This is a genomic window from Nonomuraea sp. NPDC050153 (genome assembly GCF_044460125.1).
Lineage (GTDB): Bacteria > Actinomycetota > Actinomycetes > Streptosporangiales > Streptosporangiaceae > Nonomuraea.
Genome location: NZ_JBITJQ010000014.1, coordinates 276,016 through 289,165, shown reverse-complemented (window position 1 = coordinate 289,165; position 13,150 = coordinate 276,016). Strand labels below are relative to the sequence as shown.

Genomic DNA, 13,150 nt, shown 5'->3' with positions numbered 1-13,150 from the left:
TGGGCGCCGCCTCAACTACCGAGGAACCCACAGCGTGGACACCGAGATCAAACTCTTGGGAACCGTTCACAACCTCAACAAGCTCCTCCGCCACCGCACCCAAACGTCCGCCCTTGACAAGTGAAGGTCGACAACTGTGCGACAGCCTCATGTGTGGCGGTCAGGGTAGGCGAAAAGGGCTCCGGTCAGAGCCTGACGGTGACACCGTGTGTCCCGTTATGAACCGCTCGAAGCGGTAGGTGGCCTATGAGGGCCATGGTCCGACCGGAGCTTGTGATGACGCTACCGCGCTCTGTCGCCGATGTCCTGGCTGATCACGTCCTGTTCGAGATCGAATGCATCGATCGGATGTACCTCAACGTCTACGTCCCGCAACTCCAGCGCGATCTCGGAGTGATCGGCTATCTCCGCGAGCGGTTGGGGTGCCCGGTGAACTCCACCGCCGCGCTCGGACCGATCACCGACACGTTCGTCGCCACGATCCACCGCTTCGCCTGCGACCAGCAGATACCGATCGTGCATTTCACCAAGGGGCAGCGCAAAGACGACATCATGCACCAGCACCTGACCGCCTTCACCGGTACCGAGGGCGTGCTGTTCATCGGCCGCGCCCAAGAGAAGAACAAGGTGTTCCGGACCGAGAAACGCCGCGACGCCGCCGGCGTGTCCTACCCCTGGATCATCAAGACCACCAGCGTGATCAACCAGTGGTACTTCCACTGCCTGGACGCCGACTTCGGACCGTTCTTCCTGAAGTTCTCCAGCTACTTCCCCTACAACGCCAAGCTGTGCATCAACGGCAATCACTGGGCTCAACGGCAAGCGGCCATGGCCGGGATCGGCTTCACCGAACTGGACAACGGGTTCGCCGCCGTCGACAATCCCGCAGCGCTGCAGCAGATCTGCTCATCCCTGGGAGCCGAGCAGATCGATGCGCTACTGCGCAAATGGCTGGCCCGGCTGCCGCACCCGTTCAGCCCCGCCGACCGGGCCGCCGGCTACCGCTATGAGCTGTCCATCCTGCAAGCAGAATTCTCTCTCACCCAGATGCTCGACAAACCGATCACCGGGCGGATCTTCTTCGAGCAGGTCCTGCGGGACAACCTCGACATCGGCCGGCCCGATCAGATCGGCCTGGTCTTCGACCGACGAATCATCCGCAAGGGGCCACGCGCCACGCCCGGCCGGTTCCGCACCCGGGTCATCACCGACGGAGTCACTCCCAGCCTGCACGTCGATTACAAGAAGAGCTCGATCAAGCAGTACCACAAACTCGGCCGCGCCCTCCGGACCGAGACCACCATCAACGAGACCCGCGACTTCGGCATCGGCAAACGGCTGACCAACCTGCCCGCCCTGGCGCAGATCGGCTTTTCCGCCAACCGACGGCTACTGGCCGTCCAACGACTCAGCCACGATCCCGCCGACGGAGCCGCCGCTCTGGCTCAGATATCCGATCCGGTCATCACCACCACCGGAACACGTATCCCCGGCATGCGCCTCACCGACCCGCGCGTGCTCGCGCTCCTGGCCGTCTTATGCGTCTTCCACCTGCTGCCCCACGGCTTCGCCAACGCCGACCTGCGCCGCCATCTGGCGCCCCTGCTCGGGCTCGCACCCGAGCACATGACCAGCAGCCAGTTGACCTACGACCTGCGACGCCTGCGCCTGCACGGGCTCATCGAACGCATCCCCGGCAGCTTCCGCTACCGCGTCACCGCTACCGGGATGACCACCGCGATGTTCTTGACCCATCTCAACCAGCGAGTGCTCCGGGTGGGACTGGCCGCTCTCACCGACCCCGACCCACCAACCCCCTCACCCCTGCGAACTACCGCACGCGCCTACCAGGCCGCCGTTCACGACCTCATCACCCAGGCAGGACACGCAGCCTGAACCCACGCCGCCCACCTGCACAAACAGCTCACGATCAACGAACTTGACTCGATCTTCACGACCTAAGTCACCCAAGCCCTCTAGCTAAGCCCTAGTGAGGCGCCGCGCATTCTTTCCATTCGTAGGGCATGACGCTCTTCGGCAGTCATAAAGAATGCTGGAGGGCGTGTCTCAGCTAGCCCAGCCAGCTCTTCCGGCTTGGTTTCCCAGCCAAGGCAGGTAGCAATCTGCCGCCCGATCGCTTCTGCAAGAGGAGGAGGAACGGCATTGCCTACTTGCCTGTACTGCTGCAGGCGAGGCAATGGATCTGGCCAGATGAATTTGTCGCTGAAGCCTTGAAGCCGCGCGCTTTCGCGAACTGTTATTACGCGATCATATTTATAATGCACGGGACGGAGAGGCGAAAAATTCCCGCTCCCTGCTCGCAGCGTGTAGCCAACCCTGTCTGGGTGCAGCCGATCATGGAAGTACTTCTTGTCTCGCGTTCCTGGCTTAAGTTCACGAAACGCGGCCAACATCTTCTCGCCATGCATGGTCGGTTCGTGATTGGGGACATCTACGGCGGCCGGGTCGGTTACATCAGGCAGATCGCCGATTGCCTCCGACGTCGTTACGTAAGGCTTCAGTTCGCTGAATAGGTCTGCAGCTTCCCCGTGGGTCGGCTCAGGGAATTCGAACTTGCTCCCTTTGGGTACGCCTACGATGATGAAGCGCCGACGCCCTTGCGGAACGCCATAATTCGCGGCGTTTATTATATCGGCTGTTACTTCGTATCCCAGAGCGGCGAGATCCGACTGAAGCTTTTCCGCCACGAGGCCGTCGTCAAAGCGGGCTAGATTCGGGACGTTCTCGAAAAAGAACGCTGTCGGCCGAATTTCGCCGACAATATCCACGAATTTAAAAACCAGCTCCCCGCGGTGATCGTCCATCCCAAGTTGCTTGCCTGCAATGCTGAAAGGTTGACATGGTGGGCCACCTGCAAGTAGATCGACTTGATGAGTGATGCCAGCCATCTCAAGTAGGATTGGGCTGGCAACCTTGGCGAGATCGCTAACGAAGCCCTTGCACCCCCGGTAGACGTGGTTGTAATCAAAGGCCGTTATGCTTGCTGCATTGTTGTCGAATCCGGCCTTAACCGCGATACCTGCATCGAGCAGACCGGTTGAGAGGCCACCGCATCCTGCAAAAAGGTCAATTGCCTGGGCGGTCATATGAGCCTCGATTCGGTCTCTCGTATAAACTCTCGCTGCTGATCCGACAGTTGCAAGCGGTAAGTCGCGCTGTTGATAATCTTTAGCTCGGCCGGTTCTTCTGTTCGATTGAACTCGACAAGGTGAACCAGAGAGTCGTAGTCGACTTTGATCGCTACCGGTCGGATCTCGTGGCCAGGAAAGTATACCCGAGAGAAAGATACCATTGCGCTGATCTGGACTCTGTTGATCGCGTCGGGCGCAGCCTTAGCCTCAATCGGCAAGATGACTGGGACTTCCTCGTCCGTTAGGGCCACGGCTACGTCAAGCTCATCAAGCTCGGCCTGTCCTACGCCTTCGACGCTCTTTCGTACGTGACTGCGGAGTCTATAGGATCTTAGACCGATGAAATGGTCTATAAGCTTGCAATAGTTGACTACCGTAAGTAAGGCCTGTTCGTCTAGATCTGCCAAGTTTTCCGGCAGTAAGCGCCTTACGGGGAGCGGGGTCAGGTCCAGGGCGTTAATCACTTCATTCTTCGGGATCTCCATGATGGTGGTTTCGCCGATCTCGAATCGGTATTTCCCCCTGCCAACCTGTCTGAGTATATAAAATCCCTTTTCCAATATTTCTGCGGGGAGAACCGTCCTCGAGCGCATCCTGTAAATGACATCGGCCGCGTTGCGGACTACGATATTTAGTTCCGCTGCTGCGCGCCTTACGTCATCCAGCGTGAAATCAACAACCGTGTCCCCTTCGGCATACTTTTCATCGAAGATTCGCCTTACGATCGGCACGTAGACTGCGCTGGTGAGGCCATGTGTCTGCAGCGGGCGATCATTGTTCGACATGCCCGGTAGGTTACCGTTCGGAGCTACCTGGAGGTAGGGAATCCTCCCTTCTCTCAGCTGATCGGCAACCGCTGTCATGGGTGGGTGGGCGTGCATAGGCGTTGATCTGGTCGGTTACCGCTGAACATCTTAGCTTCGATGGTCGTTCGGGCCGGATAGGTTACATTCGGTTACATGCCTGCCTCGTGGGCTAGTTCCCCGACTACACGCAGGGTGATGCAGTCGAACAGGAACAGAGACACTCGCCCTGAACTCACTCTCCGCCGTGCGCTTCATGCGCTTGGGCTCCGCTACCGGGTCTGCACACGGCCACTGCCAACCGTCCGGCGAACAGTTGACGTGGTCTTCCGTCCAGTCGGGGTATGCGTTGAACTGCGTGGCTGCTTCTGGCATGGATGTGACGAACATCGCCGACTGCCGAAGACGAACAAGGAGTATTGGTCCACCAAGATTCAGCGCAACCGCGAGCGAGATCTTGAACTGGAGCGTCTCCTGGCGGCGGCTGGGTGGATCTTGATTGTGGTCTGGGAGCATGACGATCTTAAAGAAGCAGCTCAGAAGATCGCTCAGGTGGTGAGAGGCCGTCGTGAGAGTCTTGGTCTCGGTCGGTCCGTCGAGTCGTCGGCGGACCACTGTCGCTGAGTATGGAGCGATCCTTGTACTCCGCTGGCCGGAGGATTGCATCTTCAGAGCGCTGTCTCGTTGGCCAAGATGCTCAGCAACGGATCTCCGAAGGGGTGAACCTCAAGATCCGGAATATGCCCGGACCGAGCTGATGCCGCTTGAGCTCGTTGTAAGGCTCCGTCGCAGGCCAGGGCGCTATGGGAAGTAGGGACCGCGACGCCCTGTAAACCGTCGGCTGCGCTTAGTCGAGCTCAAGCCATCGTTCTCCCTGCTCAAGAAGATGGGCGAACGGTTCAACACGCCCCTGCGACACAATGATCTCGTGCTGCGATTCGACGCCGCAGGAGCCGACCTGGTCCCCGGTCAACGGTCCGAGTCCGAGTGACCCAGCAACACCCGTGGGGTGTCATGGTGGAGATCCTCGGTCACGAGGGCATCGGTGCATCGATCGATGGCGCGGCGATCGGCAGTCCCTCCGGCGCCGGCCAGGCGTGGCTTGGCGAGCATCCGGCTGTCGGGACGGAGATGGACGCCGTGGTGCAAGAGATCCGTCGATGGAGTCAACCAGCGTGGGCGCGTCCGACGATTCGATCTCAGGACCCTCACAGCTTTCAATGGCTGTGCGACTTCTGCGGCACGCCCACCGTCCTCAGCCCGGAAGGCGACGGCGTGGTCATGGATGTCAGGAGCCCCGACGGCCCTGGCAGCCATGCCATCGTCACGCACCGAGAATGTCTGAGAAGCCGTCTCCATGAGTCGAGCAACTCGCCGCTGTCCCCGCTGAAGATCCGACCGATGCAAGTGGACGCTCATGAGCAGTTGCGCGGAAGAGTATGGCAGGATCGACGCACTTTCAAGATGGGCTACCGGGAGCCAAATTGGGGAGCCAACACCTTGCGGCTTCCTCGGACTTCTTGCGTCCTCCTTGGAGTGTTTGGCGAGGTCAGAAGCTCCCCGATCGACTCAAATCGACACTCCCAGACTCCCCGGTCTTCCTTCGGGACGAAGAGGTCGTGGGTTCAAATCCCGCCACCCCGACAGGTTGGTTACAGGTCAAGGGCCTGATCGCTGGAGACAGTGGTCAGGCCCTTGATCGTTTGACCGCCGGTCTGAACGGCGCCAGGGGTCACTGGCGGGTTCATAACGAGTCCTCCGAGACACCATCACGCAGCTCAGGAAGACCGTTGCCAACCAGAACGCCGAACTCGCCGAGCTACGACAGCTTGTGACCAACCTGGCACTCGCCAGCGCCGTCCTCACCCAACAGCAGGACGCTCCCGCACCCATACCCGACAAAGTCATCGCACTCCACGCGCCCAGCATTTGATCCAAAGGTCACAGCACCCATCCCGGACGGGGCCGGCTCCCCTGCAACACCTTCATGCAGGCGGCATCGAGCTGGCCACCGGCGTGCTCTTCCCTGATGGCCGCCAAGTCCGTCGGCCGCAGGAGCAGGTCAAGGTGGAGCGCCCGCAGGCGGCGCCGAGGACGAACGGCCTTGACCTGCGATGAGAACCGACCACCATCGCGGCGCCGGGAAGAGCGCGCCGATGGCCTTCACTCACCGCTGGCCGTAGATGGCCCGGTGGGGTGGGTCGGTGACGATCAGCAGGAACTGGTCAGCCGGCTCGCCAGGTGGTTCGGCTGAGACCCGTCACGTCAGGAGGTGGCGCCAGCGGTCGGCTGCCTCCATGATGTCCAGGCTGACGCGTTCCAGGTACGCCGCCGTCTTGGCCAGCCGTCGCCCGATGGGGCTGTCGAGCCCGTACGTCTCGGCCGCCTCCATCGTGGCCCGCGCCGTATGGAGCGTCTGCCGCTCGCTGATCATGATCGCGTGGTACCAGGCGTCGTCGTCGATCGCGTAGATGTCGCGACGCCGCTGCGGATCGCGCTCGCGACGGACAAACCCCTGCTGGACCAGGAAGTTCACGGCGACGGAGACGGAGGCGGGGCTGGCCTTCAGCCTGCGGGTCAGCTCGGCCGCGGTGCGCCGGCCCTCCTCGGACAGCGCCAGGTCGTGATGCACGCGCGCGGCCGTCCTCGGCATCCCCGCTCTGACCGCCATCTCGATGATCTCCTGTTCCATCGTGGCGACCGGCGGTGTGGCCGCGTGTGGGGGTGCCGGTGTGCCGCGCCGCGCCCGCTGCAGCGTCGCTTGGTGCGCCTGCTGGGGCCGGTAGGCGGCGGGGCCGCCGTTGCGGGCGATCTCCCGGGTGATCGTGGAGGTCGGCCGGTCGAGTCGCCTGGCGATCTCGCGGCAGGAGAGTCCGTCGGTGAGTCCGACCGCGATGCGCTGGCGGTCCTGCTGGGTCAATCGTCCTCCTGGCATGCCGCCAGTGTTGCCTTAGCCGCCATTCATTGCAACATGATGTTGCTTTCGTGCGCAGCGTCATTGCACCAACTTATCGCCGTTCACCTGGGTAAATGTCATTTTTCGGATTGACGAGATTCTAAATGCAACGTAGCTTTCGAGTTGCACAAAACACGTACTATCGCGAAGCGAGGAATAGCCATGGGTCGATCTCTCCATGCCGTCAAGAGCAACAGGGTCCGGAGGCCGCGGGCCTTCCGGCGCGCGGCGGTCACGGCGCTGGCGGCCGCGCTGCTGGCCGGAGCGGCCACACCCGCGGTGGCCACAGCGGGTGTGGCCGCTGCGGACAGCCGTGTGGCCGTATCGAAGGCCTCCGCCGGGCAGGATCGCCCGGAGCTGCAGAAGGCCATCCAGGCGTTCGTCGATGCCGGTTTCCTCGGAGTACAGGTGCGCGTGAACGATGGGCGAGGCGAGTGGGTCGGCAGCGCCGGGCAGCGCAAGCTGGGCGCGAGCGCGAAGCCGCCGACGAACGGGCATTTCTGGGTGGGCAGCGTCACCAAGACCTTCCACGCGACCGTGGTGCTGCAGCTGGTGGCCGCGGGCAAGATCGGGCTGGACACGCCGGTGGCCGACTACCTGCCCAAGCTCGGGCTGGACCGGCGGATCACCGTACGGATGCTGCTGCAGCACACCAGCGGATTGTTCAACTACACCGGCGACCTCGACCCCGACGGGACATGGGTGCCGGGGCTCCCCGCGACGGGCAAGGAGTGGCTGGACAACCGGTTCCGCTCCTACCGGCCGGAGGAACTGGTGCGGTTCGCGTTGTCCAAGCCGGCGCGGTTTGAGCCGGGGACGGGCTGGAGCTACTCCAACACCAACTACACGCTGGCCAGACTGCTGATCGAGAAGGTCACCGGCCGCTCGTTCGACGCGGAGCTGAAGCGGCGGATCGTGGGGCCGCTCGGGCTGCGGGACACCGTGGTGCCGGGCAACCGGACGCAGCTGCCCGCTCCGTACGCCCACGGCTACTTCCGCTACCAGGACGCCGGCCAGTGGAAGGTGGTCGACGTCTCCCGCCAGAACCTCTCCCTGGTGGCCGGCGCCGGTGACATGATCTCGACCACCAAGGATCTCCACACGTTCTTCTCCGCGCTGAACGGCGGCAAGCTCCTGCCGGCCAAGCTGCTGGCCGAGATGCGCAAGCCGCACCCGAAGAGCGACCCCCTCTACGGCCGCTACGGCCTCGGAATGTTCGTGCAGGACCTGGGCCCGACCTGCGGCACCGTTCTCAACCACAACGGCAACCCGCCGGGGGGCTACGCGGCGCTGATGTACAGCTCGCCCGACGGCAGCAAGACCCTGACCGCCTCGCTGACCGCCGGCGACGCCGCATTCGACATCGCCAAGTATCCGAAGATGCTGGACGGGCTCGTCAAGGCGGCGTTCTGCGGCGGGCAGGCCGGGTCAGCTGAAGAGGCCGAGTCGGCTGAGTAGGCGGGACCGAGCACCTTGGGCCCGTACACACCGTGACGGCTGTTCTCGTCACGGTGTGCTCGGCGTCTCCTCCTGCTGGCCGATGTGGTCGACGACCTGGATGAGGGCATCACGCGGGTGATCCGGGGCGTGGAACACCTGTCGAACACGCCCAAACAGCAGCTGCTGCGGGAAGCGCTGGGCGCCAGGCCGCCGGTGTGGGCGGATGTGAACACCTCGCCGACGTCACCAAGCGCTGGGCTCAGCTCCGGGTGCCTGAAGCCGGGAACACCCGCCGAGTTCTGACTACGACAACATGACCACGCCGACGAGGAGCACGGCGGCGACGAGCACAACGGCCACGAGCAGGGTCGCCCGGCCGAACCTGCGTCGAATGAACCTAGGGTTGTGAGCCATTCTCAGATTCCTTCGCTTCAGGCGCGCCGTCGGATCGCCAGATAGGCGATACCGGTCAGGACCCAGGTAAGGACGAGGTAGGAGGCCGTTTCCACCCACTGCGTGGGCCAATAGGACAGCCCAAGGCGGCCACGCAACGCCCGGCCGGCGAGCTGACTGATGCCGGCCAGCAGGACGGACAGCGGCATGGCGATGCGGGTGTGCCCGGTCATGGCACCGAGCGCGACGCCGAGCATCAAGGCGAACAGCACTCGGGCGAACGGCACCAGGCCGTGGCTTTCGTAGTACGGCCAGGCCATCGGACCGCCCCCGGTGGAGGGCAGGGCCCAGGCCAGCAGCGTGGCGAGCACCGCCGCCGCGGCCAGAGCGCCGGTGGCCGCGATGGCCAGGATCGCGCCCAGCCAGCGACCGCGCGTCAGGCTCTGGGTCCAGGCGAGCTTGAACGTTCCCGTCTCGAACTCGCGGGCGATCAGCGGGGCGCCCCACACCAGGCAGATCGCCCCTGGCAGGAGGCCGGCCAGTTGTTGGGTGAGTCCGGACAGGTCGGGCTCCACGTGCTCGACAACGGCGGCCACGCCGTACATCAGCACGACCGCGATGATGGCGGCGGCTTGGGCGCGCTGCCCGCGCCAGGCCGCCCACAGCAGCCCCACGGCAGGCCCGATCATCGGGCCGGCTCAGGGTTACGCAGGTAATCCAGCACGAGGTCCTCCATGGTGGTGGCTGAGTGGGAGGCCAGCAGATCGGTGAAACCGCCGCACAGCCGGACCTGGCCGGCGCCGAGCAGGATCAGGTGATCGCAGACCTCGGCCAGGTCGGCGAGGATGTGCGAGGACAACAACACGGTGATCTCCAACTCCCGCACCACGTCCATCACCTGGATGCGCGCCAGCGGATCCAGCTCGGCCAACGGCTCGTCCAGCACCAGCAGGTCCGCCCGCTTGCCGACTGCCAGGGCGAGTGCCACCAGGGTGCGCTGCCCACCGGACAGGCGATCGGCCCGCTGCTGGACGGGGATGTCGTGTGTGAGCAGGAACGAGGTGGCAATGTGCTGGTCCCAGCGAGGGTTGGTCGCGGCGCCGAAACGCAGGAGATCGGCCACGCTCCACCGCCGATACAACGGCTTGTCCTGTGCCACGAATGCCACCCTGGACACCTCGAGCGGCCGGCCGAAGACGCGCACCCGTCCGGTGGTGGGTGTCAGCAGCCCGGTCACCAGGTTCAGCAGCGTGGTCTTGCCCGCCCCGTTCGGCCCGACCAGCGCGCACCGAGCCCCGACGGGCAGCTCGAAGGTGGCTTCCCGGAGCGCCCAGCGCTTGCGGTAACGCTTGCCCAGCTCGCCGGCCTCCAGCGCCTTCACGCCTGCTCCTCGCCGGTCAGCTCACGCTTGCGGCGCAGCAGCTCGGCCCGGCGCGCGTGCGCCCGCACGACCAGCACCAGCGCCGCCGCGACGAACACGCCCCCCACCGCCAGCGCGGCAGCCAGGCCGGTACCGCGCTGCACGGCGATGCCCGCCACGCCCACGGTCGTGACCAGCGACGCGCCCAGGGCGATCCAGGCGGCGATCACCCGGTCGGTGGCGAACAACGGCACCCTGCGCGTCAGCAGCCAGCAGCCGTAGCCGACCCAAGCCAGGCAGAACACGGTGAACAGCGCGAACGCCAGCTGGGTACGGCCCGGCAGCGGACCCGGCTCGCTCCACCACAGCACGGCCACGAACCCCACGCCGGCCAGCCCGGCCAGCAGCGCCGCCACGGCGCGCACCTGCCGCCATGGTGACAGCGACGGCTCAAGCCGCTCGATCATCTCCTGCGCCGACAGACGCGGCTCCTCCTCGATCATGTCCGGTATCCCCTTTCCTCCAGGTGCTCCCGCAGCATCCGCCGAGCTCGATTGAGCCTGGACTTGACCGTGCCGGCCGGGACGAGGCAGATCTGCGCGCACTCCTCCACCGACAGGTCCTCCAGGTAAAACAGGACGAGAATCTCCCGTTCCAGGACCGGTAGGCCCGCCAGTGCGGCGACGAGCTCAGCCCGATCCACCATGGCCTCGACGGGGTCCTCAACCATCGCCTCGTCGGTCGTGAAGCTCTCCCTCTCCCGGGCGTACTCACCGCGCAGGCGGTCGGTCACCGATCGGCGGGCGATCGTGAACAGCCAGGGTGCGAATCGGCCAGGTTCCCGCAGCCGGGGCAGGCCGCGGACCACGGCCAGCCAGATCTCCTGGGTCACGTCGTCGGCCCGCTCACCATCCAGCATCCGCCGCACGTAGGTCCACACCGGCACCCGCCATCGGGCCACCAGCTCGGCCCAGGCAGCCCGCTCGCCCAACTGAGCGCGGACCACCAGCAGCTCATCGGTCATCTCGTCCCTTCCGTCACCTTGCACAGTCGGGCGAGAGGCCGCTCAGGTTCACGGGCACCCACATCATCGCCCTGGCCGGTCATGGTCAATGCGGGTCGAGATCAAGGTGCCGGAAGGCCGCTGGACTGGGCCTTGCGGGCCAAAATCCGTTATGTGGCTATTTATGCGCTCTGATACGTTCTTGATGGGTGTGCCGGGAAGTCTGGTCGGCGGTGAGCGACCCGACCCCTGCGACGAGCGGAGTTCCATGCCCGGCCCCACCCTTCGACGTACCTCGCGCCTGCTCGACAGGAGCACGTGGCCAGAGGCCCGCCGCATCGCCGACATCCTGCGCAAGGAGACCATCGGCGGAGCGTTGCTGCTGGCAGCCGCGCTGGCCGCGCTGGTCTGGGCCAACTCGCCGTGGGCGCAGTCCTACCAGAACCTGCGCGTGATCGAGGTCGGGCCCGCCGCGCTGCACCTGAACCTCGACCTGGCCACCTGGGCCGCGGACGGGTTGCTGGCGATCTTCTTCTTCGTGGCGGGGCTGGAGCTCAAGCGAGAGTTCGTCGCCGGCGACCTGCGTGATCTGCGGCGGGCGGCAGTGCCGGTGGCCGCGGCGGTCGGTGGGGTGGTGGCGCCGGCTCTGGTGTACGTGGCGGTCGCCGGCGGGGCAGGAGCAGCCAGGGGGTGGGCGATCCCCACCGCCACCGACATCGCCTTCGCACTGGCGGTGCTGGCGGTGATCGGCCGGTTCCTGCCCGACGCGTTGCGTACCTTCCTGCTGACCTTGGCAGTGGTGGACGACCTCATCGCCATCGTCATCATCGCCGTCTTCTACACCTCGCAGCTGGCGGTGCTCCCGCTGCTGGGCGCCTTGGTGCCGCTGGTGGTCTTCGCCGCGCTGGTCCGGCGAGGGGTGCGGGCGTGGTGGGCGTTGCTGCCGCTGGCGTTCGCCACCTGGGCGCTGGTGCACGCCTCAGGCGTGCACGCCACCGTGGCCGGGGTGCTGCTGGCGCTCACCGTCCCGGTCCAGCCCGAAGAGCGGCCGGACGGAGCCGCAGGCGAGGCCGGAATGGCCGAGCATTTCGAGCACCGGTTCCGGCCGATCTCGGCAGGGGTTGCCGTGCCCGTTTTCGCGTTCTTCTCCGCCGGGGTCCCCCTCGGCGGGCTGGGCGGCCTGTCCGAGCTGCTGACCGAGCCGGTCGCGATGGGCATCATGGCCGGGCTCCTGGTCGGCAAGCCGCTCGGCATCCTGGCCGCGACCTGGCTGGTGTCCCGCTTCACCCACGCCACCCTGGACGAGGGGCTGGCCTGGATCGACATGGTGGGGCTGGCGATCCTGGCCGGCATCGGGTTCACCGTGTCGCTGCTCATCGGCGAGTTGGCGTTCGGCACCGCGGGCGACGATCAGGTCAAGGTCGCCGTCCTGACGGGCTCGCTGGCCGCCGCGCTGCTGGCCACGGTGATCCTGCGGCTGCGCGCCCGCGTCTACCGGCGCATCCACGAGGCCGAGACCGCCGACTCCGACCAGGACGGAATCCCCGACCTCTACCAGAGTCACTAGCGACTCACAGGTCCTGCCGCTGGTGCCGGGGCGTCAAGTGGCGTCGTCAGCGGCAACGATGCCGGGCTTGAAGAGACGAGCGGACAGCCCTTGACGTGTCCAGGACGTACCGCTCGAAGGACTGCCGCCCCCGCCGTGGGTCGCCGACTCTCCCTTGCGCGACGAGGCTCTCGGCAACCCCATCCCGCTGGCCGACGGCGACACCCCGCTGTTCATCAGGGGCCGAGGTCGTTCCCTCCAGGCTGCCGCCGCTCGGGACCGGCCCTCGGGCCGCATGTCCCAAGCTGGGGCCGTGTACGGCGGCACGACGCGGCGCCGCTGATACCCGCAGAAAACTTCGGAAGTGGTGCCGGCGCCGCCACGCCGTGACAAGCTCCTTCAACCGGGCACCAAGAAGTCCGACGGCTGCCGAAGTGGGATCTGCTGCATGTGATGCGGCATATCAAGGTGGCTGGTCCGCGGTAGCGGGTGGGCGC

General features: G+C 65.3%; 12 protein-coding genes and 1 pseudogene. 6 read left to right on the top strand and 7 right to left on the bottom strand.

Annotated features, from left to right (window positions below; all coding sequences use genetic code 11):
* Window positions 1–276: 276 nt before the first annotated feature.
* Entirely contained in the window at window positions 277–1,896 is a 1,620-nt protein-coding gene (locus ACIBQ1_RS31950) for a hypothetical protein (RefSeq protein WP_397283007.1), read from the top strand.
* 80 nt (window positions 1,897–1,976) lie between these two features.
* Here ACIBQ1_RS31950 and ACIBQ1_RS31945 read toward each other — a convergent pair whose 3' ends face one another.
* Entirely contained in the window at window positions 1,977–3,107 is a 1,131-nt protein-coding gene (locus ACIBQ1_RS31945) for a DNA cytosine methyltransferase (RefSeq protein ID WP_397283006.1), read from the bottom strand.
* On the bottom strand, window positions 3,104–3,937 hold the full coding sequence (locus ACIBQ1_RS31940) for a hypothetical protein (protein WP_397283005.1): 834 nt from the start codon (window positions 3,935–3,937) through the stop codon (window positions 3,104–3,106). The genes ACIBQ1_RS31945 and ACIBQ1_RS31940 overlap by 4 nt, the downstream gene beginning before the upstream one ends.
* 174 nt (window positions 3,938–4,111) lie before the next feature.
* Here ACIBQ1_RS31940 and ACIBQ1_RS31935 point away from each other — a divergent pair, with 174 nt between their 5' ends.
* The gene (locus ACIBQ1_RS31935; protein ID WP_397283004.1) at window positions 4,112–4,579 is read left to right on the top strand and encodes a very short patch repair endonuclease; all 468 of its coding nucleotides are present in this window, start codon (window positions 4,112–4,114) and stop codon (window positions 4,577–4,579) included.
* Between the two features lie 1,636 nt (window positions 4,580–6,215).
* On the opposite strand, the gene ACIBQ1_RS31930 is transcribed toward ACIBQ1_RS31935, so the two are convergent.
* Window positions 6,216–6,875 carry a helix-turn-helix domain-containing protein gene (locus ACIBQ1_RS31930; RefSeq protein WP_397283003.1) on the bottom strand — a complete coding sequence of 220 codons (660 nt, stop codon included), beginning with the start codon at window positions 6,873–6,875 and terminating at the stop codon, window positions 6,216–6,218.
* Between the two features lie 198 nt (window positions 6,876–7,073).
* On the opposite strand from ACIBQ1_RS31930, the gene ACIBQ1_RS31925 reads away from it, so the two are divergent.
* Window positions 7,074–8,369, top strand: a complete 1,296-nt coding sequence (locus ACIBQ1_RS31925; RefSeq protein ID WP_397283002.1) for a serine hydrolase domain-containing protein — start codon at window positions 7,074–7,076, stop codon at window positions 8,367–8,369.
* A gap of 66 nt (window positions 8,370–8,435) precedes the next feature.
* Window positions 8,436–8,573: pseudogene (locus tag ACIBQ1_RS31920) on the top strand (glutamate--tRNA ligase family protein); the annotation flags it as partial.
* Between the two features lie 209 nt (window positions 8,574–8,782).
* On the opposite strand, the gene ACIBQ1_RS31915 reads toward ACIBQ1_RS31920, so the two are convergent.
* Genes ACIBQ1_RS31915 through ACIBQ1_RS31900 form a run of 4 tightly spaced genes read right to left on the bottom strand, consistent with a single transcriptional unit; the run spans window position 8,783 to window position 11,128 of the window.
* Window positions 8,783–9,433 (bottom strand): hypothetical protein, encoded by a 651-nt coding sequence (locus ACIBQ1_RS31915; protein WP_397283001.1) that lies wholly within the window; start codon window positions 9,431–9,433, stop codon window positions 8,783–8,785.
* Window positions 9,430–10,125 (bottom strand): ABC transporter ATP-binding protein, encoded by a 696-nt coding sequence (locus ACIBQ1_RS31910; protein WP_397283000.1) that lies wholly within the window; start codon window positions 10,123–10,125, stop codon window positions 9,430–9,432. The genes ACIBQ1_RS31915 and ACIBQ1_RS31910 overlap by 4 nt, the downstream gene beginning before the upstream one ends.
* Window positions 10,122–10,607 (bottom strand): hypothetical protein, encoded by a 486-nt coding sequence (locus tag ACIBQ1_RS31905; protein WP_397282999.1) that lies wholly within the window; start codon window positions 10,605–10,607, stop codon window positions 10,122–10,124. The genes ACIBQ1_RS31910 and ACIBQ1_RS31905 overlap by 4 nt, the downstream gene beginning before the upstream one ends.
* The gene (locus tag ACIBQ1_RS31900) at window positions 10,604–11,128 is read right to left on the bottom strand and encodes an RNA polymerase sigma factor (RefSeq protein ID WP_397282998.1); all 525 of its coding nucleotides are present in this window, start codon (window positions 11,126–11,128) and stop codon (window positions 10,604–10,606) included. Before ACIBQ1_RS31900 ends, ACIBQ1_RS31905 begins: the two co-directional genes overlap by 4 nt.
* A gap of 247 nt (window positions 11,129–11,375) precedes the next feature.
* Here ACIBQ1_RS31900 and nhaA point away from each other — a divergent pair, with 247 nt between their 5' ends.
* Window positions 11,376–12,674 (top strand): Na+/H+ antiporter NhaA, encoded by a 1,299-nt coding sequence (nhaA, locus tag ACIBQ1_RS31895; protein WP_397282997.1) that lies wholly within the window; start codon window positions 11,376–11,378, stop codon window positions 12,672–12,674.
* 154 nt (window positions 12,675–12,828) lie between these two features.
* Window positions 12,829–12,996 carry a hypothetical protein gene (locus ACIBQ1_RS31890; RefSeq protein ID WP_397282996.1) on the top strand — a complete coding sequence of 56 codons (168 nt, stop codon included), beginning with the start codon at window positions 12,829–12,831 and terminating at the stop codon, window positions 12,994–12,996.
* The last annotated feature ends 154 nt before the right edge of the window (window positions 12,997–13,150 follow it).